Origin of the sequence: Actinoplanes xinjiangensis, from assembly GCF_003148685.1 — a bacterium.
In the GTDB taxonomy this organism is placed as follows: domain Bacteria; phylum Actinomycetota; class Actinomycetes; order Mycobacteriales; family Micromonosporaceae; genus Actinoplanes; species Actinoplanes xinjiangensis.
Window position 1 is genome coordinate 200,681 of sequence record NZ_QGGR01000001.1, and the last position, 26,773, is coordinate 227,453.

General features: G+C 71.0%; 23 protein-coding genes. 9 read left to right on the forward strand and 14 right to left on the reverse strand.

All coding sequences use genetic code 11. The features are described from left to right. Positions 1-234 precede the first annotated feature (234 nt). From BC793_RS00900 to BC793_RS50135, 4 genes are all read left to right on the forward strand, one after another. A complete protein-coding gene (locus BC793_RS00900) occupies positions 235-513 on the forward strand; it encodes a WXG100 family type VII secretion target (protein WP_109588602.1) in 279 nt (92 codons plus the stop codon). Beyond that, a complete protein-coding gene (locus tag BC793_RS00905; protein ID WP_109588603.1) occupies positions 513-1,181 on the forward strand; it encodes a hypothetical protein in 669 nt (222 codons plus the stop codon). The genes BC793_RS00900 and BC793_RS00905 overlap by 1 nt, the downstream gene beginning before the upstream one ends. A 201-nt stretch (positions 1,182-1,382) precedes the next feature. Beyond that, positions 1,383-3,869, forward strand: a complete 2,487-nt coding sequence (locus BC793_RS00910) for a DEAD/DEAH box helicase (protein WP_109588604.1) — start codon at positions 1,383-1,385, stop codon at positions 3,867-3,869. Between the two features lie 77 nt (positions 3,870-3,946). Then, entirely contained in the window at positions 3,947-6,910 is a 2,964-nt protein-coding gene (locus tag BC793_RS50135) for an AAA domain-containing protein (protein ID WP_109588605.1), read from the forward strand. Between the two features lie 246 nt (positions 6,911-7,156). On the opposite strand, the gene BC793_RS00920 is transcribed toward BC793_RS50135, so the two are convergent. Both BC793_RS00920 and BC793_RS00925 read right to left on the reverse strand, forming a co-directional pair. Then, a complete protein-coding gene (locus BC793_RS00920; protein ID WP_109588606.1) occupies positions 7,157-8,956 on the reverse strand; it encodes a sensor histidine kinase in 1,800 nt (599 codons plus the stop codon). Further along, entirely contained in the window at positions 8,953-9,657 is a 705-nt protein-coding gene (locus tag BC793_RS00925) for a response regulator transcription factor (RefSeq protein ID WP_203896092.1), read from the reverse strand. The genes BC793_RS00920 and BC793_RS00925 overlap by 4 nt, the downstream gene beginning before the upstream one ends. A 156-nt stretch (positions 9,658-9,813) precedes the next feature. Here BC793_RS00925 and asnB point away from each other — a divergent pair, with 156 nt between their 5' ends. From asnB to BC793_RS49430, 4 genes are all read left to right on the forward strand, one after another. Continuing rightward, a complete protein-coding gene (asnB, locus tag BC793_RS00930; RefSeq protein ID WP_109588608.1) occupies positions 9,814-11,751 on the forward strand; it encodes an asparagine synthase (glutamine-hydrolyzing) in 1,938 nt (645 codons plus the stop codon). 543 nt (positions 11,752-12,294) lie between these two features. Further along, entirely contained in the window at positions 12,295-12,912 is a 618-nt protein-coding gene (locus BC793_RS00940; protein WP_146246149.1) for a hypothetical protein, read from the forward strand. 380 nt (positions 12,913-13,292) lie between these two features. Beyond that, entirely contained in the window at positions 13,293-13,631 is a 339-nt protein-coding gene (locus BC793_RS00945; protein WP_203896087.1) for an STAS domain-containing protein, read from the forward strand. Positions 13,632-13,689: 58 nt separating this feature from the next. Next, a complete protein-coding gene (locus BC793_RS49430) occupies positions 13,690-13,845 on the forward strand; it encodes a hypothetical protein (protein ID WP_158319174.1) in 156 nt (51 codons plus the stop codon). Between the two features lie 85 nt (positions 13,846-13,930). Here the strand turns inward: BC793_RS49430 and BC793_RS00950 are convergent, their stop codons facing one another. Then, the gene (locus tag BC793_RS00950; protein WP_239169804.1) at positions 13,931-14,926 is read right to left on the reverse strand and encodes a sigma-70 family RNA polymerase sigma factor; all 996 of its coding nucleotides are present in this window, start codon (positions 14,924-14,926) and stop codon (positions 13,931-13,933) included. A gap of 104 nt (positions 14,927-15,030) precedes the next feature. Here BC793_RS00950 and BC793_RS00955 point away from each other — a divergent pair, with 104 nt between their 5' ends. Continuing rightward, positions 15,031-15,822: an alpha/beta fold hydrolase gene (locus BC793_RS00955; RefSeq protein ID WP_109588610.1), complete on the forward strand. Its 792-nt coding sequence runs from the start codon at positions 15,031-15,033 to the stop codon at positions 15,820-15,822. Here the strand turns inward: BC793_RS00955 and BC793_RS00960 are convergent. From BC793_RS00960 to BC793_RS01010, 11 genes are all read right to left on the reverse strand, one after another. Further along, entirely contained in the window at positions 15,756-18,065 is a 2,310-nt protein-coding gene (locus BC793_RS00960; protein ID WP_109588611.1) for an ATP-binding cassette domain-containing protein, read from the reverse strand. The two genes, BC793_RS00955 and BC793_RS00960, sit on opposite strands and share 67 nt — an antisense overlap. Before the next feature lie 39 nt (positions 18,066-18,104). After that, positions 18,105-18,653, reverse strand: coding sequence for a MerR family transcriptional regulator (locus tag BC793_RS00965; RefSeq protein WP_109588612.1), 549 nt, complete (start codon positions 18,651-18,653; stop codon positions 18,105-18,107). 144 nt (positions 18,654-18,797) lie between these two features. Beyond that, positions 18,798-19,262 (reverse strand): bifunctional nuclease family protein, encoded by a 465-nt coding sequence (locus tag BC793_RS00970; protein ID WP_092540989.1) that lies wholly within the window; start codon positions 19,260-19,262, stop codon positions 18,798-18,800. Positions 19,263-19,360: 98 nt separating this feature from the next. After that, on the reverse strand, positions 19,361-20,029 hold the full coding sequence (gene ftsR / locus BC793_RS00975; RefSeq protein WP_109588613.1) for a transcriptional regulator FtsR: 669 nt from the start codon (positions 20,027-20,029) through the stop codon (positions 19,361-19,363). A 68-nt stretch (positions 20,030-20,097) separates the two neighbouring features. Then, positions 20,098-20,547: an oxoglutarate dehydrogenase inhibitor Odhl gene (odhI, locus tag BC793_RS00980; RefSeq protein ID WP_109588614.1), complete on the reverse strand. Its 450-nt coding sequence runs from the start codon at positions 20,545-20,547 to the stop codon at positions 20,098-20,100. A 211-nt stretch (positions 20,548-20,758) separates the two neighbouring features. Then, complete coding sequence (gcvH, locus tag BC793_RS00985) at positions 20,759-21,139, reverse strand: glycine cleavage system protein GcvH (protein WP_109588615.1); 381 nt, start codon at positions 21,137-21,139, stop codon at positions 20,759-20,761. 15 nt (positions 21,140-21,154) lie between these two features. Continuing rightward, complete coding sequence (locus BC793_RS00990) at positions 21,155-22,471, reverse strand: DUF881 domain-containing protein (protein WP_249037369.1); 1,317 nt, start codon at positions 22,469-22,471, stop codon at positions 21,155-21,157. Positions 22,472-22,497: 26 nt separating this feature from the next. Further along, entirely contained in the window at positions 22,498-22,830 is a 333-nt protein-coding gene (locus BC793_RS00995; protein ID WP_109588616.1) for a small basic family protein, read from the reverse strand. Next, positions 22,827-23,915, reverse strand: coding sequence for a DUF881 domain-containing protein (locus BC793_RS01000; protein ID WP_373871196.1), 1,089 nt, complete (start codon positions 23,913-23,915; stop codon positions 22,827-22,829). The genes BC793_RS00995 and BC793_RS01000 overlap by 4 nt, the downstream gene beginning before the upstream one ends. Next, the gene (gene clsA / locus BC793_RS01005; RefSeq protein WP_109588617.1) at positions 23,912-24,514 is read right to left on the reverse strand and encodes a cardiolipin synthase ClsA; all 603 of its coding nucleotides are present in this window, start codon (positions 24,512-24,514) and stop codon (positions 23,912-23,914) included. The genes BC793_RS01000 and clsA overlap by 4 nt, the downstream gene beginning before the upstream one ends. A 291-nt stretch (positions 24,515-24,805) precedes the next feature. Next, positions 24,806-26,761, reverse strand: a complete 1,956-nt coding sequence (locus BC793_RS01010; protein ID WP_109588618.1) for a vWA domain-containing protein — start codon at positions 26,759-26,761, stop codon at positions 24,806-24,808. Between the last annotated feature and the right edge of the window lie 12 nt (positions 26,762-26,773).

Consider the following 26,773-nt stretch of genomic DNA (forward strand, 5'->3'; position numbering starts at 1 on the left):
CCGCCCGGCCTGACGGCTGGCTCTCACCGCTGTCTCAGGTCGGCTGAGACAGCGGTGAGAGCCAGCCGAGGTCGAAGCGGCTTCCGGCGCCGGCCGGGCGCGGATCATCGAGCAGGGCCGATTCTTCCTCTCCTGGCGGTCACCGACGGTCGTGAACAAAGTTCGATGCGTGGTTGAACCGATCCAACGTGGCGCGGGTACACCCGGGCGTCCGTCCTGGGAGGAGCACAACCGATGACCGATCGACTGCACGTCGACCCCGTGTCGCTGGAAGGGATCGCCGACCGGTTGCGGCGCTCCGGCGGTGCCCTGCGGGCCGCCAGCGGCGGCGGCCCCGGCACACCGGACGCCGGCACCGACACACCCATCTTCGAAGACCTGATCACCCGGCTCGTGCAGAACGCCACCGCACTCGCCGGCGGCCTCGACGAGGCCGCCGCCCGGGTTCTTCAGGCCAACCGGACGTACGCCGACGAGGACCTCGGCAACGCCCGGAACATCGGGAGCCGATGATGCCGATCGACACCCGCCTCGACGGCGGTCCCGTGACGCTGTACGCCGGCTCCCGGTATCTGCGCGACCGGCTCGGATTCGAGGTGGACGGCAGCGCCACCACGCTGCGTGCCGCCGGCGACGAGGCCCGGCACGGCTGGCTGGGGTCGGCCGGTGCCGCCTTCGGTGACCGGATGGCCGCGGCCGCGGTCCGGGCCGACGCACTGCGCGCCGAGGTCGACGCGACCGCGCTGACGCTCTCGGAGTACGCCGACACGCTGACCGGCGCGCAGACCACGATGCTCGCCGCCCGGCAGCTCGCGGCGGCCCAGGGTCTCATCGTGGCCGGGACGATGATCCTCGACCCGTACTCCCCGGATCCGGTCGTCCACCAGCAGCAGCGTCTGGCGTACGCGGTCGCCCTCCAGCAGGTCTCGCAGGCCCGCGCGATGATGGTGACCGCCCGCGCCGTCGCGCAGGCCCGGCAGGCGGCGGCGCACGCCCAGCCGATGATCCGGCCCGGCGACGTGGTGAGCGGTCCCGGCGGCGGTGCACCCGTGCAGAGACCCGCGGCCACCGACGGCGACATCCCGTTCGCCCCGGAGCAGCGCGAACCAGCCGCGGCCCATGAGCTCAACCATGTGGTGCAGCAGCGCAACGGCCCGCCCACGCCGGCGGTGACGCGGTGACGGCGCCGGGACCGGCGGCACCGCGCCGGTGACGCTACAACCGGGCGGCAACCGTTCCCGCAACCGTGCTGGGGCAGAGTGCGCCCCATGCGAAAACTCGGAGCAACCGTCGCCGTCGTCGCGTCCATCCTCGGGGTGGCCGGAAGTATCGCCGGTCCCCTGTACGCCGCGTTCGGGGCGAGCTGACACACTTGACCGATCATGACGCTGACCGATCGCATCCCGGGCTCCCCCGAACCTGACGCCGTCTTCGACGCCTTTCAATCGTGGGTGGCGGAGCAGGGCCTGACCCTGTATTCGCACCAGGAGGAGGCGCTTATCGAGATCGCGACCGGGGCGAACGTCATCCTGAACACCCCGACCGGCTCGGGTAAGAGCCTGGTCGCGACCGGCGCGCACTTCGCGGCGCTGGCCGACAACCGCACCACCTTCTACACCGCGCCGATCAAGGCACTGGTGAGTGAGAAGTTCTTCGCCCTGTGCGCGGTCTTCGGCGCCCAGAACGTGGGCATGCTGACCGGTGACGCGAATGTCAACGCGGATGCCCCGATCATCTGCTGCACCGCGGAGATCCTGGCGAACCTGGCGCTGCGGGAGGGCACCGGCGCCGACGTCGGCCAGGTCGTCATGGACGAGTTCCACTTCTACGCCGAACCGGACCGGGGCTGGGCGTGGCAGGTGCCGCTGATCGAGCTGCCGCAGGCCCAGTTCATCCTGATGTCGGCGACCCTCGGGGACACCGCCAGGTTCAAGGACGATCTGACGAAGCGGACCGGGCGGGACACCGCCGTCGTCGCGAACGCCGAACGGCCGGTGCCGCTGACCTTCGAGTATGCGATGACACCGCTGCACGAGACGATCGAAGAGCTGCTGACGACGAAACAGGCGCCGGTCTACATCGTGCACTTCACGCAGGTGGCGGCGCTGGAGCGGGCGCAGTCGCTGATGAGCATCAACATGTGCACGCGGGCGGAGAAGGACGCGATCGCCGCGGCGATCGGCAACTTCCGGTTCACCGCAGGCTTCGGGCGCACGTTGTCACGGCTGGTCCGGCACGGCATCGGCGTGCACCACGCGGGCATGCTGCCGAAGTACCGGCGGCTGGTGGAGACGCTCGCCCAGGCCGGCCTCCTCAAGGTCATCTGCGGCACGGACACCCTCGGTGTCGGTATCAACGTGCCGATCCGCACGGTGCTGTTCACCGGCCTGTCGAAGTACGACGGGGTCAAGACCCGCCTGCTCAAGGCCCGGGAGTTCCACCAGATCGCGGGCCGGGCGGGCCGGGCCGGCTACGACACCATGGGCACGGTGATCATCCAGGCGCCGGAGCACGTGATCGACAACGAGCGGGCGCTGGCCAAGGCCGGTGACGACCCGAAGAAGCGCCGCAAGGTGGTGCGCAAGAAGCCGCCGGAGGGGCAGATCGGCTGGGGCCGGCCGACGTTCGAGCGGCTGGTCGACGCCGAGCCGGAGCCGTTGACGTCGTCGTTCCAGGTGTCGCACGCGATGCTGCTGAACGTGATGAACCGGGGCGGCGACCCGTACCCGGCCCTGAAGCACCTGCTGACGGAGAACCACGAGGAGCGGCCCGCCCAGCGCCGGCACATCCGCAGGGCGGTCGGGATCGCGCGGGCACTCGTCGCGGGTGGCGTCATCGAACGTACCGAAGAGGGCGTTTATCGGCTCGTCGAGGATCTGCAGCTGGACTTCGCGCTGAACCAGGCGCTGTCGCCGTTCGCCTTGGCCTGCCTGGAGCTGCTCGACAAGGAGTCCCCGGAGTATCCGCTGGACGTGGTCTCGGTGATCGAGTCGACGCTGGAGGACCCGCGGCAGATCGTCTCCGAGCAGCGTAAGAAGGCGCGCGGCGAGGCGATCAACGCGATGAAGGCCGAGGGCATCGAGTACGAGGAGCGCATGCAGCTCCTGGAGGACGTGACCTGGCCGCAGCCGTTGAAGGAGCTGCTCGACGCGGCGTACGAGACGTACCGTCGCGGGCATCCGTGGGTCGCCGACTACGAGCTCAAGCCCAAGTCGGTGGTCCGTGACATGTACGAGCGGGCCATGACGTTCACCGAGTACGTGTCGTTCTACGGCCTGTCCCGCTCCGAGGGCCTGGTGCTGCGCTACCTCGCCGACGCGTACCGCGCGCTGCGCCAGACCGTGCCGGAGGACGCCCGTACCGAGGAACTGACCGACCTGATCGAATGGCTCGGGGAGCTGGTCCGGCAGGTCGACTCCAGCCTGCTCGACGAGTGGTCGCGCCTGCAGAACCCGGACGCTCCGGTAGCGGAGGTCCGCATCGACGACAAGCCCCCCGCGGTCACCCGCAACACCCGCGCGTTCCGGGTGCTGGTCCGCAACGCCATGTTCCGCCGGGTCGAGCTGGCCGCGCTGCGCCGCTGGGATCTGCTCGGCGAGATGGACGCCGAGCACGGTTGGACCTCGGAACGCTGGCAGAAGGCCATCCAGGAGTACTTCGAGGAGTACGACAGGCTGGGCACCGGCCCGGCGGCCCGCGGCCCGGCGTTCCTGCACATCGAGCAGGGCGCCACCCAGTGGCTCGTCCGGCAGGTCTTCGAGGACCCCGAGGGCGACCACGACTGGGGCATCGACGCCACGGTCGACCTGGCCGAGTCCGACGAGGCCGGCACCGCCGCGATCACGGTCACCGCCGTCGGCCCGCACTGAGGACAGCGCCCGCCGTGGGCTCTCGCTGAGAGGACAATCCTCGCCGTAGGCACTCGCTGAGAGGACAGTGCTCGCCGTTGGCTCTCACTGAACGGACCGTTCTGGCCGTCCTGGCGGAGCTGGCCCCGGCCGGCACCGACCGGATCCTGGACGTCACCCACGGTTCGCAGCCGCTGGTGTGGCTCGCCGACTCCGAGCGGGCCACCCGCCGGGAGGGCGACCGGCTCGCCGCCGTCGACGCCCTGCACCGCGAGGAGCGGATCCTGCACCGCGGCTGGGGTTTCCTGGCCGGCCGCACCGAGATCGACGGCAGGATGCGCAAGGTCCGGGTACCGCTGCTCAGCCAGCCGGTGCGGCTGGAACGGGCGCTCACCGGCTACCGGGTGACAGTCGCCGGCGACAGCGCGGTCACCCCGCTGATCGCCGACCGGGCGCTGGCGGCGTCCCTGGAGAACGCGCCGGGCCTCGGCATCCCCGGCTGGCTGGAAGTGATCGGCGCCCGCGCCTGGCTGACCGCGGCCGCCGAGGCCACCGGTCTGGACTTCGACGCCGTCACCGAACCCGGCGGCCGCCTGCCCACCGACCGCCTGGTGCTGGTGGCGGGCGCGGCGCTGTACGTGGTCCGCGATGTCTTCGGCGCCGCCCCACGCGACAGTCTGCGCAGTTGGGCCGGTCGCGACCTGTCGCAGACGGCGCTGGCCGCCGTGTACGGCTCGTCCCCGGCCGCCACGTCGACCACCGCGTCGCCGCCCGGCCGGCCTGCCCCTTCATCACGCCCGTCGGCGGCGTTTCCACCGGACGCTGCCGTGGCGTCCGATTTCTCCCTCGCCGAGGATACCGACGACGACGTGGTCTCGCCGCTTCCGCTGAGCGGGGCGCAGGCCCGGGTGGTGGCGCGGGCCCGGTCCGCGCCGGTCACCGTCGTGTCCGGGCCGCCCGGCAACGGCAAGAGCCACACCGTCGTCGCGGCCGCCCTCGAAGTCGTGCACAGCGGTGGTTCGGTGCTGATCGCCACCCAGTCCCCGCATGCCGCGGAGGTGCTCGCGGCCCTGCTGGCCCGCTACCCGGCCCCGGAGCCGGTGCTGTTCGGCGACACCGGCAGCCGCGACGGCCTGGCCACCTGGCTGGCCGCGGGCGCCGACGAAGGCGTCAGCTCGCGGCAACTGCGCGCCGACCGGCAGGCGGTCACCGAGAACCTCCATACGGTACGAACCATCCGATCCGAGATACAAGGGATCCTGCGGGCCGAACAGTCCGCAGCCGTACTGCCCGCCTTCGAACCGTTGCTGGCCGCCCTGGCCGTCGACGTGCCCGGAGCCTTCGACGACACCGTCGACCTCCCGTCGGTGATCCGTCTGCTCGGCACTCCCCCACCCTGGGCCGCCCGCCCCGCAACCACGGGCGACGCCGGTCTGGTCACCCCCATGGATCCCACCGGCTCTCCGCCGGCAATCGACACCGGTGTGCTGTTCGCGGGTGCCGGCAGCGGGCCGGACGAGCCGACCGGATGGTGGGCCCGGTGGCGGGCGGGCTCGGCGGTGAAGCGGGCCCGGCGGTTGGTGCGGGCGCGTCCGGACGTACCTCTGGCGCGGGTCTGGGAGGCGGTGGCGGCGGCGACCGCGCAGCGGGCCGCGGCACGTCTCGCGGTGACCGGCGGGGGTGATCTCGCACGCCGGTGGGAGGCGTTGCACGAGGCCGAGGCGGTGTTGCGGGCGTCCGCCGGTACCGCAATGCGGCATGCGGGCCGCAGCGAGAAACGCTGGGACACCGACGGTCGACGGGCCGCGTCCGCGCTGGCCACCGCCCTGCGCGCGGGTCGCAGCCGACGACGGGAACTGCTGGCACGGATGGATGCGGCGCCGTTGGTGCGGGCGCTGCCGTTGTGGATCGGCACGGTCGCCGACGTGGAGGATCTGCTGCCCGCGGCGCCCGGAATGTTCGATCTGGTGGTGATCGACGAGGCGTCGCACGTCGACCAGATCCGGGCCGCGCCGGTGCTGGCCCGTGCGCGGCGGGCACTTGTCGTCGGCGATCCGCGCCAGTTGCGGTTCGTGTCGTTCGTCAGCGACGCCGGGGTCAGTGAGGTCCTCGACCGGCACGGCGCCGACGACCGGCTCGACGTACGCCGGGTCAGCACGTTCGACCTGGCCGCCTCGGCCGCGCCGACGACCTGGCTGACGGAGCATTACCGCAGCGTGCCGCACTTGATCGGGTTCTCGGCACGTCGTTTCTACGGCGGCCGGATCGCAACGATGACGCGCACCCCGGCCACCGACGCCACCGACGCGATCGACGTCGTCCCGGTCGGTGGTGCCGCGGTCGAGGACGGTGTCAACGCCGCCGAGGTGGCTGCCGCGATCGATGCGGTCGAGAAACTGGCCGGGGCCGGGTTCCGCAGCATCGGGGTGATCACACCGTTCCGTGCCCAGGCCGACGCGCTCGAATCCGCCCTGGTCGCCGCCTTCCCGGTGGAACGCATCGAGGAACTGGGCCTGCGGGTCGGCACGGTCCACTCCTTCCAGGGCAGTGAGGCCGACGCGGTCGTGGTCTCCCTCGGCCTGGTCGACGGTGACGCGGCCGGCCGGCGGCGTTTCGTCACCGACCCCCAACTGTTCAACGTGATGATCACCCGAGCCCGTCACCGCCTGGTCCTCCTGTCGTCGCTGACCGCCGCGGACGGCCTGATCGGCGACTACATCGCCTACGCCGACGCACCGGCCAGGGCGCTTCCGGACGATGCCGCGCCCACCGGATGGGCGGCACGGCTCGCCACCGAGCTGGAACGCCTGGACGTCCCGGTCCGCCCCGGCTACGCCGTCGGATCGTGGCGCCTCGACCTGTGCGCCGGTCCGGCCGGCGCCGCCATCGGCGTCCTGTGCGGGGTCCACCCGGACGGCCCGGACGCGCACCTGGACCGTCAGTCGGCCCTGCACCGGGCCGGATGGCAGCTGGTCGACGCCTTCCCGAGCCGCTGGGACGGCGACCCACGCAGGGCGGCCCTGGAGATCGCCGCCCTGGCGGGCGCCACACCGGCCGGCTGACACCGGCCCGAAGACAAGGCCCCGCCCCACCGATCCGCACCGCGACCCCGACCCGACCGAACGCCGAGCCACCCCACGACACCGGCCCGCGCGGAGCCGGCCCACCGGCCCGCACCCGCCCCGCGGCCCCGAGCCGCCCGGACGCCGAACCGCTCCGCCCATCCGCGCCCGCCACGGGGCACCCGCTCGCGCGGAGCCGAGCCGCTTCGGATCTCCACCCGCCGGGTGGTGGCGGGTGGCTTCGGGTCAGGGCCGGGGTGGTCGGTTGTCCAGGATGCGGGCTATGTCGGTGACCGCGGGCAGCCGGACGGTGAAGGTGGTGCCGAGGCCCGGCTCGCTGGTGGCGGTGACGTCACCGCCCTGGTCGGCGACGATACGCCGGACGATGGTGAGACCGAGCCCGGAGCCACCGGTGGCGCGCTGGCGGGCCGGGTCGGCTCGCCAGAACCGGTCGAAGACGCGGGCCACCTCGTCGGCGTTCATGCCGACGCCGGTGTCGTGGACGGTGAGGACCGCGTCCGGTCCGTCGCGGCTGACCCGCAACTCGACGCGGCCGCCCGCGTCGGTGTAACGGATCGCGTTGCTCATCAGGTTGCTGACCACCTGCCGCAGGCGGTCGGGGTCGGCGCACACCTCGACCGGCTCGGGGGCGTCCACGATCACGTCGATGCCGGCGTGCCCGGCGATCACGCGGTGTGCGGTCGCGGCCATCTCGGTCAGTTCGGACAGGTCGAACGGCACCGGGTCGTAGCCGAGTTCACCGGCCTCGGCCAGCGCCAGGACCTGCAGGTCGTCGAGGATACGGCGCTGGAGCAGGGTCTCCTCGTGCAGCGACGCGAACAGTTCCGGCGACGGCTCGATCACCCCGTCGGCCAGGCCCTCCAGATAACCGCGCAGGTTCGACAGCGGCGTGCGCAGCTCGTGGGCGACGTCGGCGACCAGCCGCCGCTGGCGTTCCTCGCTGCGCTGGAGCGCCTCGGCCATCGCGTTGAACGCCCCGGACAGGCGTGCCAGCTCGTCCTCGCCGCGGGTCGGCACCCGCACGTCCAGCCGGCCGGCGGCCAACTGGAGGGAGGCTCCGGTCAGCAGCCGCACCGGCCGGCTCACCCGCCGGGCGATACCGGCGGTGCCGAGGGCGGCGAGCAGCAGCAGCGCGGCGACACCGAGCAGCGCGGGTTGCTGAAGCACGTCCAGGTCCTGGTCCTGCCGCGCACCGAAATAGATCTCCACGGGTACGACCGAAGGGCTCGCCACCGCCTGCTGGAAGCCGATGAAAAGGCATTTGTCATACCCGGCGCCGGTGATCTCACAGTCGCCCATCCGGGCCCAGGCCTCGTCGCGCCACGTCGTGTCGCGACGGACCGCGGTGATGCCGTCCTCGACGCATTTCGGCTCGGCGTTGAGGCGCTCGTCATCGAGGTACGGTGGCCGGTCGGTGGTCAGGGCCGAGGACCAGTCGCCGACCTCGGCCATGCAGCGGACCGCGATCAGCGCCGCCCGATACTGCGCGGCCTGGACCAGCGCCCGCACCGATGGTGATGCGGTGGTGCTCTCCGCCTGGAACAGGTCCGCCGGCAGGTCGGGGCGCCTCGGCACGGTGACCGGCAGCACCCCCGGCGTGCGCCTGCCCGCGGCGGCCAGTTTCGACTCGATCGCCGCGCCGGCCTTCTGCGCGGCGATCTGGATGGCCGTGTCCAGCGACGGGACCGGCTCGACGTTGCTGGGCAGCAGCTGCACCGGGCCGGCCGCCCGTCGCTCCAGGTTGTCGGAGTCGGTCAGCACCTCACCGTCGCGGGTCTCCACCCGGATGTGCAGGCCGGTCTGGTCGGAGAGCTCGCTGACCACCGCGTCGATGCCGAGCCACTGGCCGTTGAGCACGCCGAACAGCCGGATCGCGTCGACGATCTCGGCCTCGTGCCGGTCGCGTGCCTCCGCCACCCGGGCCACCTCGCGGGAGGCCAGGCTCAGCGTCAGCCAGGCGGTCGCGCCGATCGCCGAACCGGCGACGACCAGCACGAGCAGGAAGATCCGCAGACGGAAACTCACGGCTCGGCCATCCGATACCCCCGCCCGTAGACCGTCTGCACATACCGCGGCTCGGCCGGGTTCACCTCGATCTTGCGGCGCAGGTTGACGACGTGCGCGTCGACGGTGCGCTCGGACACCTCGTTCTCGAAGCCGAACGTCTTGTCCAGGATCTGGCCGCGGGTGAACACCCGGCCCGGCTCACGTGCCAGCAGCTCCAGGATGCCGAACTCCTTGGCCGTGAGCCGCACGGGGGCGCCGTTCACCCGTACCTCGAATCGGGGTGCGTCGACCTCGATCGCGCCGACCCGCAGGATCTCGGAGGCCTCGTTGCCGCGTGTGCGGCGCAGCAGGGCGCGGATGCGCGCGGTGAGCTCGCGCGGGCTGACCGGTTTGCTCAGGTAGTCGTCGGCGCCGATGTCCAGGCCCAGGAGCATGTCGTTCTCCGCGGAACGGGCGGTGACCAGCAGGATCGCGACGTTGGCGAGGGCGGCGTCGGAGTCGGCGCGCAGGATCCGGCAGACGTCGAGGCCGTCGACCTCCGGCATCATCCAGTCCAGGACGACCAGGTCGGGACGGCGGGCCCGGGTCTGTTCCAGGGCAGCCCGACCGTCACCCACGGTCAGCACCTGATGACCCTCGCGCTCCAGGTAGAGGCGGATCAGCTGGGCGTGCTTGGGATCGTCGTCGGCTACGAGGATGCGGGCGGTCACGGCTCGAATTCTGTCCCAGGCTGTCCAGGCCGGCCAACAATGCGAGGAACCTATGAAGATCAGGTCCCGGATTCGTGCCGCGCACATTCTCGGCATCTTCCGCACAGGTTCTTCACAGGTCGAGGCCTACGGTCGGCTCCTTGAATCGTTGAGGAGGATCTTTCGATGTGTGGCCTGAGCGCTTTTGTCAGCAGCCGCCCCGACCCGGGGCCGCTGGACGCCACGTTCCGTGAGGCCTTCGCCGCCGCACTGGCGACCCTGCACCACCGTGGCCCGGACGACACCCAGATCGAATTCGGCGACGGGTTCGCGTTCGGTTTCAAGCGTCTCGCAATCATCGACCGGGAGCACTCGGTCCAGCCGCTGCACTACGCCGACCGGTGGACGGTCGTCTTCAACGGTGAGATCTACAACTACCGGGAGCTGCGGGCCGAGCTGATCCGGGTGCACAACGCCGTCTTCGCGACCGAGGGCGACAGCGAGGTGCTGGCGGCGGCGTTCCACTACTGGGGCGAGGCGGCGCTGCCCCGGCTGCGCGGCATGTTCGCGTTCGTGGCCTACGACCACCGCACCGGCACCCTGCACGCGGCCCGCGACGCCTTCGGGATCAAGCCGCTCTACATGCTGGAGACCGCTGACGGGCTGTTCCTGGGCAGCGAGCGCAAGGCCCTCGACCCGTTCGCGGCGCCGGCCGGCGCGGCCCTGGAGACCGAGGCGCTGGCGCACTACCTGACGTTCCAGTTCGTGCCCGACCCGATGAGCCTGCACCGGCACATCCGCCGGCTGCCGCCGGGTCACCGGATCATCTGGACGCCGGGTGGCGGCGTGCGCATGCACCGCTGGTTCCGGCCGTCGCTGCGCCCGCTGCGGGTCGAGCCGGAGGACGCGTACCAGAGGATCCGCGAGGCGCTGACCGCCAGCGTCCACGCCCACATGCACGCCGAGGTGCCGGTCGGGACGTTCCTGTCCAGCGGCGTCGACTCGTCGGCGATCGCGGCGCTGGCCGTCCGGGAGAAGCCGGACCTGCACGCGTTCACCGCCGGGTTCGCCGCCCAGGGCTACTCGGAGATCGAGATCGCCCAGGACACCGCCAACCAGCTCGGGATCCGGCTCACCCCGACGGTCGTCAGCGACGAGGACGTGCTGACCCACCTGCCGCGGATCATCCAGCTGCTCGACGACCCGATCGCCGACCCCTCGCTGATCCCGCTGTTCTTCCTGGCCCAGACGGCGTCCCGGTTCGTGACCGTGGTCCTGTCCGGGGAGGGGTCGGACGAGCTGTTCGGCGGCTACACCATCTACCGCGAGCCGCTGTCGCTCGACCGCGTCGACCGGCTGCCGCCCGGCATGAAGCGGGGCCTGAAGCACCTGGCCGAGGTGCTGCCCGAGGGGGTGCGGGGCCGGTCGTTCCTGGAGCGCGGCACCACCCCGATCGAGCAGCGCTACTACGGCAACGCGCGGATCTTCGACCCGGAGGAGAAGGCCCGGGTGATGCGGTTCACGTCGCAGCCGCACACCGCGATCACCGCACATCTGTATGCGGAGACCGCCGACGTCGACCACGTCGCCTCCATGCAGTATGTGGATCTGCACACCTGGCTGCCCGGCGACATCCTGGTCAAGGCCGACCGCATGTCGATGGCGCACAGCCTGGAACTGCGGGTGCCGTTCCTGGACCAGCAGGTGTATGCCGCGGCCGCCGGCCTGCCGACCGACCTGAAGCTGCCGCCCGGCGTCACCACCACCAAGCACGCGCTGCGTGAGGCGATGAAGGGCATCGTGCCCGAGTCGGTGCGCTCGGCCAAGAAGCTGGGCTTCCCGACGCCGACCCGGCTGTGGCTGCGCGGCCAGATCGGCGACTGGGTGGACCACCTGCTCAGCACCTCCCAGGCCGGCGACCTGATCGACCTGGAGTATGTGCGGGGCCTGCTCGCCGAGCACCGGGCCGGAGGCGCCGACCGCTCCCGCAAGGTGTGGACCGTCGCGATGTTCTGCCTGTGGCACGCCATCGCCGTGGAACGCTCGATCATCGTGGACGACCCGCTGCCCACCCGGGTGCCGGTTCAGCGCCAGGAGCCGGGTCTGTCGCACGTTTTCGGCTGACCGCCGGGCCTGATCCACGCCGGGTCTCGCCCCGGTGCGGCGCCGAACGTCCGGGCCGCCACCCGGAGGCGCCGCACCGAGCCGTGGCCTGGCGCGGATCAGGCCATCAGGGGTAAGCCGTTCCCGGCCCGGTCTTTCGTGGGGATCGGCCGTGCCGGAGCCGACCGGGGGGTCGGCCGGGGCCGGCCGGGTCCATGGAGGGCCGGGCGGGACGGGATCGGCCCTTCGGGGGGATCGGCCGATCCACGGTGGCCCGGCAGTGGGGAACTTTAGGCCGCGCAGCCTCCCCGCTGCCGGGCTGCCGCACCGCCGGGCTGCCGCACCGCCGCACTGCCGGGCCGCCGCACCGCCGCACTGTCGGGGCGCCGCACCGCCGCACTGTCGGGCCGCCGAGCCGCCGCCGGTACCGCGCCCGCGGTCGCCGATACCGGGCCGTCGCCCACCTCTGTTACCGCCGCTCCAGGGCGCTCGCCGCCGTTCCTTACCTTCGCTGTCCTGGCAGTCGCCCGCATGGGGTGGTGGGGAATCCGGCAGGATGGCGGTGTGACCGTTCTGGAACAGGCCATGATCGACGCGGCCGCTGATCCGCGGTCGGCAGCATGGGACGTCGTCTGGCACGAGTCGATCAACCAGGGCGACGCGGTCCTGGGCAGCGAGAGACTGTTGCCGTGGCTGGCGGATGCCTGTGCCGGATTCACGGTCGGTGAGCGGGAGAAGGCCCTCGTACTGGGCGGGCTGATCGCCGTCGACATCGTCGGCCGTGACCGGGAACAATATGCGCCGGAGATTGCGGCGTTGCGGGCGCTGACGATCGAGAACCTCGCGGCCGGTGCCTCCGACGAACGGATGTTCGTATACATGCAGCAGGCCGTCCTCGGGTTCGACGGGGACGACACGTGGGGCCGGCAGCTCGACCTGATCAACGACGGTGAAGTGGGCGTCGAATGCCCCTCGTGCGAGGCGGAGCAGCTGCTGTCGCTGGACCCCACCGACTCGCGGATCGAGCCGGACCTGTCGGTTTCACTTGCGGCCCGCCTGCACGCTGAGGCGCTGACCAGCGGGTTTCCGGAGGTGGCGGCCACGGTCGGCCTGCTGTTCGGTCGATGTTCCTGCCCCGAGTGCGGTGCCGAGTTCCGGGTCGCCGAGCGGGTGGCCGCCTGACCGCCGCCAGCGGGACAGCAAGACAAAGACGCGACAGCGGATTCGCGGGACGGCGGCAGGCGGACGAGACAGCGGGGTCGCGGGACAGCAGCAGGCAGGCGACAGCGACGGGCGAGCGACGAGCGACGAGCGACGAGCAACGGCGGGCGGCGGGCGGCGGGCGGCGGGCGGCGGGCGGCGGGCGGCGGGCGTGATAGAACGGGAGCGGCCGACCGGGCAAGGTCCGTGCCGAGCCCCGTGGTCCGCCGCCGTGTGGACGGTCGTGGTCTCCGCCCCGGCGTAACACCGACGTAGTGATGGGTGACATCCCGCCGGCACCTGCGGAATCCTGCCCGGTCGGCCAGCGATGAGTTCCGGGGCCGGCGGCGGTCACCTACAGCATGGGGGACTCTGCGGTTCGGTTCGCGGTCGGTGTGGTGGTCACGCGCGCCGACATTCCGGTGCTGTGTGCCCGTCTGGCCGATCTGTTGCGCGGACGGGCCGGCGAACTGGTGGAATTCGACGTCGGCGGGATCCGCGAACCGGATGTGGTGGTGGTCGAGGCGGTGGCCCGGTTGCGGCTGACCGCCCGCCGCCACGGACGGCGTCTGGTGGTCGTCGGCGCCGGGCCGGATCTGCTGCTGCTGTTCGCTCTGCTCGGTCTCACCGACCTGGTGGCCCCGGGCACGGCCGTCCCGCGCCCTACCAGCGCCGGCAACGGGACGCCGCTGACGGAGTGAAGCCGAACAGGACCGGCCTACGGCGCACCGACACTGCGGCACCGAAATAGAGCCCGACATGACCGGCCCACGGCACAGCGACACGGGTGACGGCGGAATGGAGCCGAACACGACCGGCCCACGACCCGCCGACACCCGGCACAACGACACCGGTGACAGCGCAGTGGAGCCGGACACGACCGGGCCCACGGCCCACCGGGACCCGGCACGGTGACGGCGGCGGAGGGCCGCCGGACACGAGCGGCCCCGGGCGGGTCCGTCCCCACGACGGACCCGGCGGGGCCGGGCAATCGTGACCGTCAGGGCAGGTCGGTCGGCGGGAGGTGCGATGGGAGACCGAACAGGGGGAACAGCCGGGCGGTGTCGAGGAAGTTGTTGACGGCGGCGATGCGGCCGTCGGCGATCTCCAGGACGATCAGGGCCCACGGGTCGTGGCCGTCGCCGGTGGGGCTGGCACGGTACTGGCCGAAGGCGGGCAGGCCGTTGGCGATCACCGGGATCAGGCGGGAGCCCTCGCAGCCGCTGCCGGTACCGGACATCCACGCGCTGATGTCGTCGTGACCGCGGAGCCACAGGGCCAGCGGCGGCATCGACAGGGTGGCGTCCTCGTGCAGGAGTGTGGTGAGGGCGCGCAGATCGTACGCCTCGAAGGCTTTGACATAGCGGGCGAGAAGCTCGCGCTGCTCGGCGTCGAGGGGCCGGTAGGTGTCGCCCGCCGACGGCGTGGCGGCCGCGAGTGTGGCGCGTGCCCGTTGCAGGGCGCTGTTGACGCTGGCCACCGAGGTGTCGAGCAGGTCGGCGACCTCCTGCGCCGACCAGGCCAGCACCTCGCGCAGGATCAGCACGGCCCGCTGCCGGGACGGCAGGTGCTGGAGTGCGGCGACGAACGCCAGGCGGATGGATTCGCGTTCGGCGATCAGGTTCGCCGGGTCGGAGCCTTCGGGCAGGATGCGCTCGTCGGGGACCGGGCCGACCCAGATCTTCTCGGGGTGGATCGCGCCGGGGTCGGTGGCGTGGCCGGAGCCGGCGGGGCCGAGGTCCATCGGCCGGATCCGCCGCTGGGCGCTGTCGACCATGTTGAGGCACACGTTCGTGGCGATCCGGTAGATCCAGGAGCGCAGCGACGAGCGGCCCTCGAAACTGTCGTGGCCGCGCCATGCGCGGATCATGGTCTCCTGCACGGCGTCCTCGGCTTCGAAGGCCGAGCCGAGCATCCGGTAGCAGTAGCCGGTCAGCTCCGGCCGGAAGCGTTCCAGCTGGGCTTCGATGGGTGGGTCTGTCACCGCGTCACTCACGCGCCCGAACCTATCGCGGATTCTTTTCCACGGCAGCGATGAGTTTCCGGTACGGGCCCGGTCCACCCGATGTAGGCATTGCTGAACAGTATGAGGGAGTCGTCATGAGCTACGCCGAGGTCAACGGGATCAACCTGTACTTCGAGACGCACGGGGCCGGCCGGCCGCTGATCCTGCTGCACGGCGGGCTCGGCTCGGGTGAGATGTTCGGGGCGTCGCTGCCGGCGTTCGCCGAGAATCACCAGGTGATCCTGGTCGACCTTCAGGGGCACGGGCGGACCGCGGATGTGGACCGGCCGTTGGATTACACCCTGATGGCCGACGATGTCGCGGCGCTGATCGACCACCTGGGCCTGGACCGCCCGGACGTGGTCGGATTCTCCCTCGGCGGCGGAGTCGGTCTCCATCTGGCGAGCCGCCACCCGGGGAAGGTCGGCAGGTTGGTGGCGACGTCGGCGGGGATCCGGCGCACCGCCTTCTACCCGGACCTGCTGGAGCAGCAGGCCCAGGTGAACGCGGCAGCCGTCGAGTTCATGAAGGAGACCCCGATGTACGAGCTGTACCAGCGGGTGGCGCCGCGCCCGGAGGACTTCCCGCGGCTGCTCGACAAGATCGGCGAGGCGATGCAGCGGGATTTCGACTTCACCGAGGAGGTCCGGGGGCTCCAGGTGCCCACCCTGATCATGGGCGCCGACGCCGACATGGTCCCGCCGAGCCACTTCGCGGAGATCTTCGCCCTGCTCGACGGTGGTCAGCGCGACGGCGGCTGGATGCGCGACGGCCGGCCCAAGGGTGGGCATGCGCTGGCGATCCTGCCGGGCACCACCCACTACGACATCATCGACTCCCCGCTGTTCGCCACGACCGCGCTGGCGTTCCTCTCCCAGGAGATGTAGTCGCGCAGGTGCCGGGCGGTCAGGGTGTCGGACTTGGCGACGAGTTCGGCGGGGGTGCCGGTGAAGACGACGGTGCCGCCGTCGTGGCCGGCGCCCGGCCCCAGGTCGATGATCCAGTCGGCGTGGGCCATGACGGCCAGGTGGTGTTCGATGACGATGACCGTGTTGCCGCTGTCGACGAGGCGGTCGAGGAGGGCGAGCAGTTGGTCGACGTCGGCCAGGTGCAGGCCGCTGGTCGGCTCGTCGAGCAGGTAGGTGGCGACGCCGCTGCCCATGTGGACGGCGAGTTTGAGTCGCTGCCGTTCGCCGCCGGACAGGGTGTTGAGCGGCTGGCCGAGGGTGATGTAGCCGAGCCCGACGGCGTTGAGGCGTTCCAGGATCGCGCGGGCCGGCTTCTCGGTGAAGAAGTCGAGGGCCTCGCTGACCGGCATGGCCAGGACCTCGCTGATGTCGCGGCCGCGGAGTTTGTACTCCAGCACCCGGGCGATGAAGCGTTTGCCCTCGCACTCCTCGCAGACCCCGGCGACGCCGGCCATCATCGCCAGGTCGACGTAGACCAGGCCGATGCCTTTGCAGTTCGGGCAGGCGCCTTCGGAGTTGGCACTGAACAGGGCGGCCTTGACGCCGTTGGCCTTGGCGAAGGCGGTACGGACGGCGTCGAGCAGGCCGGTGTAGGTGGCCGGGTTGCTGCGCCGGGAGCCGCGGATGGCGGACTGGTCGACGACGATGACGCCGTCACGCTGCGGCAGTGATCCGTAGATCAGGGAGCTCTTGCCGGATCCCGCAACGCCGGTGACGACGGTCAGCACACCGGTGGGGACGTCGACCGAGACGTTCTTGAGATTGTGGGTAGCCGCGTCTCGAATGGGTATTTGTCCGGTATGTGGCCTTGTCGAGGCTTTGAGTTCGACGCGATGCCCGAGGTAGCGCCCGGTCAGGGTGTCCGAGGCACGCAGGGCGGGCACGTCGCCCTCGAACTGGATGCGGCCGCCGGCCGGACCGGCACCGGGGCCGATGTCGACCACGTGGTCGGCGATCGCGATCGTCTCCGGCTTGTGCTCGACCACCAGGACCGTGTTGCCCTTGTCCCGCAGGCGCAGCAGCAGCCCGTTCATCCGCTGGATGTCGTGCGGGTGCAGGCCCACCGTCGGCTCGTCGAACACATACGTGATGTCGGTCAGGCTCGAGCCGAGGTGCCGGACCATCTTGACCCGCTGCGCCTCCCCACCGGACAACGTGGCCGACTCCCGGTCCAGCGACAGATATCCCAGCCCGATCTCCACCAGCGAGTCCAGGGTCTGCCGCAGGTTCGCCACGACCGGGCCCACCGACGGCGCCGTGACCCCGGCCAGGAACTCCGCCAGGTCACTGACCTGCATGGCCGAGCACTCGGCGATGTTCCGGCCGTCGATGCGCGAGTCCAGGACCGACGGCTTCAACCGGCTGCCCCCGCAGTCCGGGCACGCCGCGAACGTGGCCGCCCGGTCGATGAACGCCCGGATGTGGGGCTGCACCGACTCCCGTTCCTTCGTCAGGTACATCCGCTGCACCTTGACCACGAGGCCCTCGTACGTCGTGTTGATGCCGTTGACCTTGATCTTGATCGACGGTTTGTAGAGGAAGTCGTCGAGCTCGGCCGCGGTGAACTCACGCACCGGTTTGTCCGGGTCGAACAGCCCCGACTCGGCGAACCCGCGCACATACCAGCCGTCGACACTGAAGTTCGGGACCGTGATCGCACCCTCGTTGATCGACTTCGACCGGTCGACGAGCTGGTCCAGGTCGAGGCTGGAGACCTTGCCCAGACCCTCGCAGCCCGGGCACATGCCCTCGGCGTTGAACGAGTAGGCGAGCGCACTGCCGGCGCTCGGCGACCCCAGCCGGCTGAAGACGATCCGGAGCATCGTGTACGCGTCGGTGGCCGTCCCCAGAGTGGAGCGGGCATTGGCACCCATCCGCTCCTGATCGACGACGATCGCCGCGCTCAGATTGTGCAGGGCGTCCACGTCGGGCCGGGCCGGACTGCCCATGAACGACTGCAGGAACGCCGAATACGTCTCGTTGATCATCCGCTGCGACTCGGCGGCGATGGTACCGAACACCAGCGACGACTTGCCGGAACCGGAGACACCGGTGAAGACGGTCAGCCGCCGTTTCGGGATGTCCAGCGAGACGTCGCGAAGATTGTTCTCCCGGGCCCCGCGGACCTGGATGACACCGTGGCTGTCTGCGATGTGAGTCACGCAGCGACAGTAGCCAGCAATGCGGCCAGAAACCGTCCGCTATCCCGCGCGACGCCGGGCCCGGCGGGCCGCCAGCTCATCGTTGCCATCCGGGACGGCAACGGCACCGACCGGCTGCGGGCCGGTGGCGGGCTCCGCCGGCAGGTGCGACAGCGAACCCTGGATCTCCTTGAACGCCCCGCCGATCGCGATGCCGAACACACCCTGGCCGCCCTGCAACAGGTCCACGACCTCCTCCGGCGACCGGCACTCATACACCGTCGTCCCGTCCGAGATCAGCGTGATCTCGGCCAGATCGTCCACCCCGCGCGACCGCAGCGTCTCGATCGCCCGCCTGATGTTCTGCAACGACACCCCGGCATCCAGCAGGCGCTTGACCACCTTGAGAACGACCAGGTCACGGAACGAGTAGAGCCGCTGGGTGCCGGAACCGGACGCGTCCCGCACGCTCGGGATCACCAGCGTGGTCCGCGCCCAGTAATCGAGCTGCCGATAGCTGATCCCGACCGCCTGACAGGCGGTGACACCGCGATAACCGACCTCGCCGTCCTCGCCGACGAGTGGGCCTTCAAGAGGTTGCTCGTGCACGCGACTACCTCCCCCGCGCCCATGATCAAAATCTAGGCGGTGTGCCGGTTCACCTGGACTTCACGAGCGTATATCTCAATCACGGCCGAAACATGGAGGTAACCGCTCGACACGCCGCGCACGGACGAACGGCGCCGGTCGATGTCAGCCCGCGAAATCCTCCGGCCGCACCTGGTCGAGGAACTCGCGGAACTTCTCCACCTCGTCCTCCTGCTCGTCAGGGATCACGATCCCCGCCTCGGTGAGAACCTGGTCGGCACACCGGATCGGCGCACCCACCCGCAACGCCAGCGCGATCGAGTCACTCGGCCGCGCCGACACCCGCAGATTGTCACCGATCAGCAGATCGGCGTAGAAGACGTTGTCCTTCAGCTCGGTGATCTCGACCGCCTTCAGCGGCGCCTTCAGCGCCGCCAGGATGTCGCGCAGGAGATCATGCGTCAGCGGCCGTGCCGGCTTGACGCCCTGCTGCTCATAGGCGATCGCGGTGGCCTCGACCGCACCGATCCAGATCGGGAGATAACGGTCGCCGTCGACCTCCCGCAGCAACACGATCGGCTGGTTGCTGGGCAGCTCCACCCGGACCCCGACCACGCTCAGCTCACGCACCGCCGCCTCCGTGTCGTTATCGTCTCGGCTGCAGCGCAGCCGCCCTAACCTGCACGGTACACGCACACCACGGGCACCTGATCCGCACGGCGGCGGGTTCAGCGACCCAACTCACCCCGTAGGCCCGAACGGACCAGCGCCGCGTGCAGCCGCTGCGAAAGCGCCTGCAGCTCACGTGCGGTCTCCACGGCACGCGCCCGCGCCGCCGGGTCCTGCTGACGGGCCAACGGCGCCAGCAACTGTGTGAACAGGCCCACCTCACGGTCCGCGCCGTTGCGGAAGGCACGCAGGTGACGAACCTCCAGCCCATACTGGGCCAGACCCACCACAGCCTCCACAATGATCACCTGATCGGCGTCATACCACCCCGGCGGACGCGCCGTCACCAGCCCGATCTGCTCCAGCTCGGCCAGCAGCGCCTCATCGACACCGGTCCGCTCCAGCAGATCCGCCTTCGGCACCCGGGTGTCCGCCGGATCCCGGGCCTGCTGCGCACCCACCGCCACCAGCGTGGGCCGCTGCGGAACCACCGGCTCCTTCTCCATCCGGTCCAACTGCTCCCGGATCACCCGCAAGGGAAGATACTGGTCGCGCTGAGCGGTCAGCACGAACCGCAACCGGGCCACGTCGTTCCACGAATACTTCCGGTACCCGGAGGCGGTGCGTTGCGGGTCGACCAGACCCTCCGCCTCCAGGAACCGCAACTTCGAGATCGTGGTGTCGGGGAACTCGGTGCGCAGATGGGCCAGCACCTCCCCGATGCTCATCAGCGCACCCTCACGCCCGTCCTGAGGGCGCGAAGCCCCCGGATCACGCGCTGCCGCCCCCGACTCCGTCACGCCCGGCCCTCGCCCTCCGGCCGCGGACCGGCGATGAACACCAGACGGAACTTGCCGATCTGGACCTCGTCGCCATTGCTGAGCGTCGCGGCTTCAACCCTTTCGCGGTTCACATACGTACCGTTGAGGGAGCCGACGTCGCGAACGGTGAAGATGCCACCGTCGCGGTGGAACTCGGCGTGGCGGCGCGACACGGTCACGTCGTCGAGGAAGATGTCACTGTCCGGGTGACGGCCACTGGTCGTCACGTCGTGATCGAGGAGGAAGCGGGCGCCGGCGTTGGGCCCACGGCGCACCACCAGCAGAGCCATCCCCGGGGGGAGCGAGCCGGCCACACGGCTCGGAACCACGTCCGTCTCGGGTCCCTCCAGCACCTCGTCAAGGGCGCCAAGGTTCAGCGTGGACGTGACGTCGAGCGGGGGGAACTCGTCGTCTGGGCGCGTCATCGGACCACCTCACGGATCAGTTGGTCGTCGCCTCCCGGCGAGGCCAGCGACGTTGCGGCCCCGCCAGGGCCATATCGGCCCGACGCACGACTATCGGTTTCAAAGGAATAACAGTTCTTCGTGTGCTCCGCGAGCCTAGTCAGCGCCAATATCGCTGGGCAACCGGACTCGCGGAAGAAACGAATGGACGGGCATGAAAATGCCCGCGGCGTCAGCTTTCGGTGAGCGCCCGGTACGCCGCGGCGTCCAGCAGCGCGGCCACCGACGCCGGATCATCCGGCGCGATCTCCACCAGCCAGCCCGCCGCATACGGCTCGCCGTTGATGATTTCCGGCTCATCGGTCAGCGTCGCGTTCTTCGACACCACCGTGCCGGAAATCGGCGCGTAGATCTCCGAGACGCTCTTGGTCGACTCGATCTCACCGAGCGAGTCGCCCGCCTGCACCACCGTGCCCTCGTCGGGCAACTGCACATACACGATGTCACCCAGCGCGTCCTGCGCGAAATGGGTGATGCCCACCCGCACGGGCCCACTGCCGTCACCGGCGATCCACTCGTGCTCCGCGGTATACCGCAGATCCTCAGGAATCAACGCTTCCTCCGTTAATCACGACACCGGACGCGCGTATCGCAGGGCTGCTGCCTTACGCACCGTGGTCACTTCGACCAGGGAACGCGAGTCCATGGTCACGCTACCGCCGTCACTCTTCGCCTGCGCCACCACCCCGCCCGGGATCTGCAGCGCCGTACTCATCGTGCTCGCCGGACCGATCACCAGCAGATGGAACGGACCGGTCAGCTCCTCACCGTCGGCGATGATGCCACCACCCGACGCGTCCACGAAGAAACTCGACGCGACCAGCCGTACCGCCGCCCCGTTCGCCCCGTTGAGCTGCATCACCTCACCGCCGGCGCCCCGCAGCTCCTGCACCGTGTTCAGCACGTCCGACGCCCGCACGTCGCTCAGCGTGATGTCCAGACCCGGACCACGACCCGGCACCGTCCCGGCCAGCAGCCCCAGATCCTGACTGCGCCGCTCGGCCTCCGCCAGAGCCGCCTCACGGCCTCCCACCTCGGAGTTCAACTGCTGTTTACTCTGCTCCAGCGCCTGGATCTGAGCCAGCAGACGACTGTCCTCCGACTCCAGATCACTCAGGATCCGGACCAGGTCCTCCTGCCGCGTCGCCGCCAGCCCGTCATCCGCGTCGTTGCTGCGCAACTGCACCACCAGCGTGAACCCGAGCAACGCCAGCAGCACCCAGATCAACGTCCCGGCCGGCGCCGGCCGCCGGAGCCGCGGGCGACCAGGATCACTTTCCGTGGGCGCCGTCGCCGCCCCGGAAATCGACGGATCGGGTGACGTGTCCGACGTCTCCCCCGCCTCACCCGTCCGGGGCGCGCCGGCCGGCTCCCGACCACCGAGATCAAGATCACCAGGGGGTACGGCCGGAGCACCGGCCCGCCCGTGCTCCTCCCCGGGGCCGCCGGACAGCACACGATAAGCACCCGAACCGAACATCTCCGGCACTTCGGCTCGCTGCCCGGTCACAGCTTCCCCGTCAGCGCGAACCCCGGCCGCCACTTCCCGACCACCGTCGTTGCGGGTCGCTTCGGCCGCACTCAACCCGGCCCCGTCGATCCCGGCCAGCGGCGTCCTGGCCGAAGGCGTCCCGGTGGAAGACGTCCCGGCCAGCGGCGTCCCGGTGGAAGGCGTCCCGGTGGAAGACGCCCCGGCCGCGTCCGTCCCGGGGGCGTCCGGGCCCGGCGCGGACAGGTCGCGGCCCGCCAGGGAGACGGTCGGCTCGTCGCCGTCGATCGAGGCGTCCAGCAGGGGGACCGCGGCGAACGGAACGGTCGGCTCCTCACCGGCACGCGGTGGAACGACGGAGGCCGTACCCCCGTCGTCGTCATGCGGCCGCGCCACGCGGTCAGGATCGGTCATCTCGCGTCCTATGCCCGGAAGAGGTGCCGTCGGATCGCCGCGACGTTACCGAAGATCCGCACGCCCAGCACGACCACGACACCCGTGGACAACTGACCACCGACCCCCAGCTGGTCGCCGACGTAGACGATCAGGCCCGACACCAGCACGTTCGAGATGAACGACACCACGAACTGCTTGTCGTCGAAGATGCCGTCCAGCTTCGCGCGCACCCCGCCGAACACCGCGTCCAGCGCCGCGACCACTGCGATCGGCAGATACGGCACCAGTTCGGGTGGCACCGACGGTTCGAACAGGATGCCCAGCAGGACACCGGCAAGCAGGGCGAGTACGGCGATCATCGGCCGCCTTCCGTCACTGACGAGTCCGGCACGGGCGACCCCGCACCGGACGACACGTTCGCGGAGCCCGACGGAGCGGGCGCGATGCTGGGCTCGGCCGACCGCAGCTTCAGGCCGGTCGCCGCCTCCAGCGTCACGTCATCGGCCTCGGCGGTCTTGAAGGAGATCCCGAACCGCGCCGACAGCGTCTCGAAGAACCGGCCCGCATACCCCTCGCGGAAGTCGTCGGCCAGATCGTCCGGCCCGATCGCCACGATCTCGTACGGCGACCCCACCGGCCGGATGTCCACCAGGATCGCCTCACCGGCCTGCCGGATCCGCGACGTCGCCGTCAGCCGCTGCCCGTTGATCATGATGGCCTCGGCCCCGGCCTCCCACAGCGCGTTCGCCGCCAGCTGGAGATCGGTGTCCTTGACCTGCGCCTCGACCCGCCGCTGCCCGGTCACCGCGTCCACCGACGTCGGCCCGTCGGTCAGCGTGATCCGCGCCCCCGAACCGCGCACCCGCGCCAGCCCGGTGAGCGCCTCCAGGTCACGTAACCGCGCCGCCGTCTGCCCGCCCAGCTCCCGGTCGCGCAGCGCTGCCACCTCGTCGGCCAGTTCGTCCGCACGCCGCTGGAGCTTCCCGGTCTCCTCGCGCCGGTTCTGCACCTGGCCGATCAGCTGGTCCCGCGCCTGCGTCCGGGCCGGTTCCTCGGCCATCGTCTGCCGGTAGGCCACCACCAGCAGGAAGCCGATCACCGTGAGGGTCAGCGTCACCGACACGCCCGCCACCCGCCGGCGCACACCGGTCCGGGGGCCCTCCTTGGCCCGCCGGGCGGCGGCATCCGCGTAGCCGGGATCGAGCGGGTTCTGGAACAACTCGGTCAGGAAGTCCGGCGCGTACGTCCGTTTACCCGAGCCGCCGTCCGGGTCCGGCGGCCCGCCTATGCTGCCCAGGCCCTCCCAGGAGCCGCTCGGCTCCCGCAACGCGGCCCTGGCACCCCCCGCGGCGTCGGACGAAGCCGGCCGGATCCCAGGGCTCTCGCCCGCCGGCTCCGGCCGGACCGGGACACCGCCCGGGTCGCCGGCGGGCGGACGGCTCACGAGGAGCCCTCGCGGTCGGCGCGCAGCACACGCACCGCCTGGACCACGTAGAGAGCGGCCGCACACCAGTACAGACCGAGCGCCCACCAGGACAGGCCCCAGCCCACCGGCCCGATCCACCAGTCGATCGACGGCACCGCCTTGGCCAGCAGGATCAGCGGGAACGACGCCAGCAGCAGGAACGTCCCGGTCTTGCCGACGTAGTGGACCGGCGGAGGCCCGTAGCCGTGGCGGCGCAGGATCAGCAGCACCACGCCGAGCACGGCCTCGCGCAGCAGCAGCGCGCCGGTCAGCCAGAGCGGGATCACCTCACGCACGGTGAACCCGAGCAACGTCGCCACGATGTAGAGCCGGTCAGCGAACGGGTCCAGCAGCTCCCCGAGCCGGCTCACCGAGTTCATCCGGCGGGCGACGTAACCGTCGACCCAGTCGGTCGAGCCGCCGACCATCAGCACGATCACGGCGGCGATGTCGTTCTCCACGCCGAGCAGCAGGTAGAGGAAGAGCGGCACACCGAGCAGCCGGACGAAGCTGATCGCGTTCGGCAGGGTCCAGATCCGATCGGAGGATTGGATGGACGGCGCAGGTTGCTGCGACATCGCGACTTCCTCTCCCCCTCGGCCGAGGCCCCCGCCCGGCTCATTCGCGAGCCCGGTCCCGATCGCCGCCGCATCCGGGCGGTCGTGCGCATACGTTCCCGGTCGCTCGCCGAGCAACTATAACCAGCCGCGTCCTCCCACCTGACGCGCAGTCACACCGGCCACACTCGCCAGCCCATCCTAGGAGGCTGGTCCTCTGATCTCGCCCCCGCGCGCCGACCGCCTCTCAGCGGACGGCGCGACAGCGGCGACGGTGCCGTGATCCGCCGGAGCGCCGCCTGCCGGAGGGTGTCAGCGAGGACGGCGGCCGAGGCGGGCCCGGACGTAGTCGTCGATGACGTAGCGGCCCAGGTCGGCCGGATCGGGACTGAAGACGCGGCCGCCGTTGCGGTGCGCCACGGCGGAGACGAAACGGCGCAGACCCGGATCCTCGCCGAGCATGAACACGTTCAGGGTGGCGCCGAAGCGGGTCAGCAGGTCCACCTCGTGGATGGTCGCCTGGACCGTCTCCGGCATGGGTGGCCACCAGAACACGGCCTCGCCGTCCGGCTCCAGGTGGGAGGTGGGCTCGCCGTCGGTGACGACCAGGATCACCGGCTCGGCCCCCGGGTGGCGGCGCACATGCCGGGCGGCCAGTTTGAGGGCGTGCTGAAGATTCGTGCCCTTCTCGATCGTCGGCTCGATGGCGGCCAGCTCACCCTGCGACAGCGTCTGGGCGTACCGGCCGAAACCGATGATCTGGAGGGCGTCCTGCGGGTACTTGGTCGCCACCAGATGCGACAGGGCCAGGGCGGTCTGTTTCATCGGGCCCCAGCGACCGTCGGCATACATCGAATAGGACAGGTCCACGCAGAGGGCCACCGCCGCCGAGGCGCGCCGCTCGGTCTCGGCGACCTCGAAGTCGTCGGGCTCCAGGCGTACCGGAAGGGTGGCGGAACGGCCGGCGGCGCGGCGCCGGACCGCATTGCCGATGGTGCGCACCACGTCCAGGGGTTGATCGTCGCCGAACTCCCACCGGCGGGAGGAGCCGATCAGGTCGCCGGCCGCGCCGGCGTCGCGCATGTCGTGCTGACCGCGTTTGCCGGTGACGTCCCGGAAGATCGCGGACAGCGCGGTACGGCCGAGGCGGCGCAGCGCCTTCGGGGACAGGGTCAGCCCGTCGGCGTCGCGTTGCACCCAGCCCTGACGGCGCAGTTCGCGTTCGAGTTCACGCAGGCGGCGCAGGTCGTCGGCGGCGGACCGGCCGAGCTGCCGTTCGACCGCCTCGACGTCGACGTCGTCCAGAGTGGCGCCCGGGTGTTCCTGACCGAGCTGGTCGATCAGCTCGTCGAGGTCGGCGATCTCGCCGAGGGCGGAGGCGGCGTCGCCGTAACCCAGATCGGCGGGGCCGCGCATCCGTTCGCCGCGGCCCCAGTTGAGGCCGGGACGCAGGGCACGGAGGTTGTCGGTGAGTTCGGCGAGCTGCCCCCGCAGCGGACCCTCGCCGAGTGCCTGGGCCATCAGCTGCTCGAGTTCCTCGCGCTGCTGCGGGCTGAGCAAGCGCATCAGGCGTTCGGCGGCGGCGGCCTGCCGGGCCAGGGAGTCGATCAGTTCGTCGACGTCGGCCGGATCATCCGGGAAGAAGCGCCCGTGCCGCTGCATGAAGTCACGGAACGCGTCGCCGGTGTCCTCACCGCGGGCATGCCGGGCCAGCAGATCGTTGAGATCCGTCAGCATCGCCGAGACGTCGGACATGTCGCCCTGCTGGAGCGCCTGTTTCATGCCCGCGAAGCGCTGCGACACCACCTCATCACGCAGACCGGCGAGGATCTGCCGGTAGATGTCGCGCGCCTCGGCGGAGGACCAGTCGTAGTCGGACAGGTCGGAGACGGCCTGCGAGACCGAGCGGGGCAGATTGTCCAGCACGGCCTCGTTGAACCGGGCCGCGTCGTCGTCCCGGGCCGCCAGCGAGTCACGCTCGGTGGCCAGCGCCTGATCGAGCATCTGCCGCGCCCGGGTCACCGCCCCGTCCAGGTTGCCGCGCCGCAGCGCGTCCCGGCGCAGGCGCCGGGCCCGTTCGCGCAGCGATTCCAGCCCGCGCCCGTCCCTCGGGCCGCGCCGGATCAGATCCCGCAGCGCGTCCCGCAGGCTGTCGCCGGCGAGGACCCGCTCCCCCATCTCGTCGACGGCGGCCCGGACGTCGTAGGGCGGTGCGAGGGGATCGGGCCCGTCCCGCCAGGCCCCGTACCGGAAGACGTTCCCGCTCATCGTGCCGCCCCG

Coding starts and splice junctions, on each gene's coding strand:
- BC793_RS00900 (WP_109588602.1), top strand. CDS start 235: ATGACCGATCGACTGCACGTCGACCCCGTGTCGCTGGAAGGGATCGCC.
- BC793_RS00905 (WP_109588603.1), top strand. CDS start 513: ATGCCGATCGACACCCGCCTCGACGGCGGTCCCGTGACGCTGTACGCC.
- BC793_RS00910 (WP_109588604.1), top strand. CDS start 1,383: ATGACGCTGACCGATCGCATCCCGGGCTCCCCCGAACCTGACGCCGTC.
- asnB (WP_109588608.1), top strand. CDS start 9,814: ATGTGTGGCCTGAGCGCTTTTGTCAGCAGCCGCCCCGACCCGGGGCCG.
- BC793_RS00945 (WP_203896087.1), top strand. CDS start 13,293: ATGGGGGACTCTGCGGTTCGGTTCGCGGTCGGTGTGGTGGTCACGCGC.
- BC793_RS49430 (WP_158319174.1), top strand. CDS start 13,690: ATGACCGGCCCACGGCACAGCGACACGGGTGACGGCGGAATGGAGCCG.
- BC793_RS00955 (WP_109588610.1), top strand. CDS start 15,031: ATGAGCTACGCCGAGGTCAACGGGATCAACCTGTACTTCGAGACGCAC.
- ftsR (WP_109588613.1), bottom strand. CDS start 20,029: ATGAGCATCGGGGAGGTGCTGGCCCATCTGCGCACCGAGTTCCCCGAC.
- odhI (WP_109588614.1), bottom strand. CDS start 20,547: ATGACGCGCCCAGACGACGAGTTCCCCCCGCTCGACGTCACGTCCACG.
- BC793_RS00995 (WP_109588616.1), bottom strand. CDS start 22,830: ATGATCGCCGTACTCGCCCTGCTTGCCGGTGTCCTGCTGGGCATCCTG.
- clsA (WP_109588617.1), bottom strand. CDS start 24,514: ATGTCGCAGCAACCTGCGCCGTCCATCCAATCCTCCGATCGGATCTGG.
- BC793_RS01010 (WP_109588618.1), bottom strand. CDS start 26,761: ATGAGCGGGAACGTCTTCCGGTACGGGGCCTGGCGGGACGGGCCCGAT.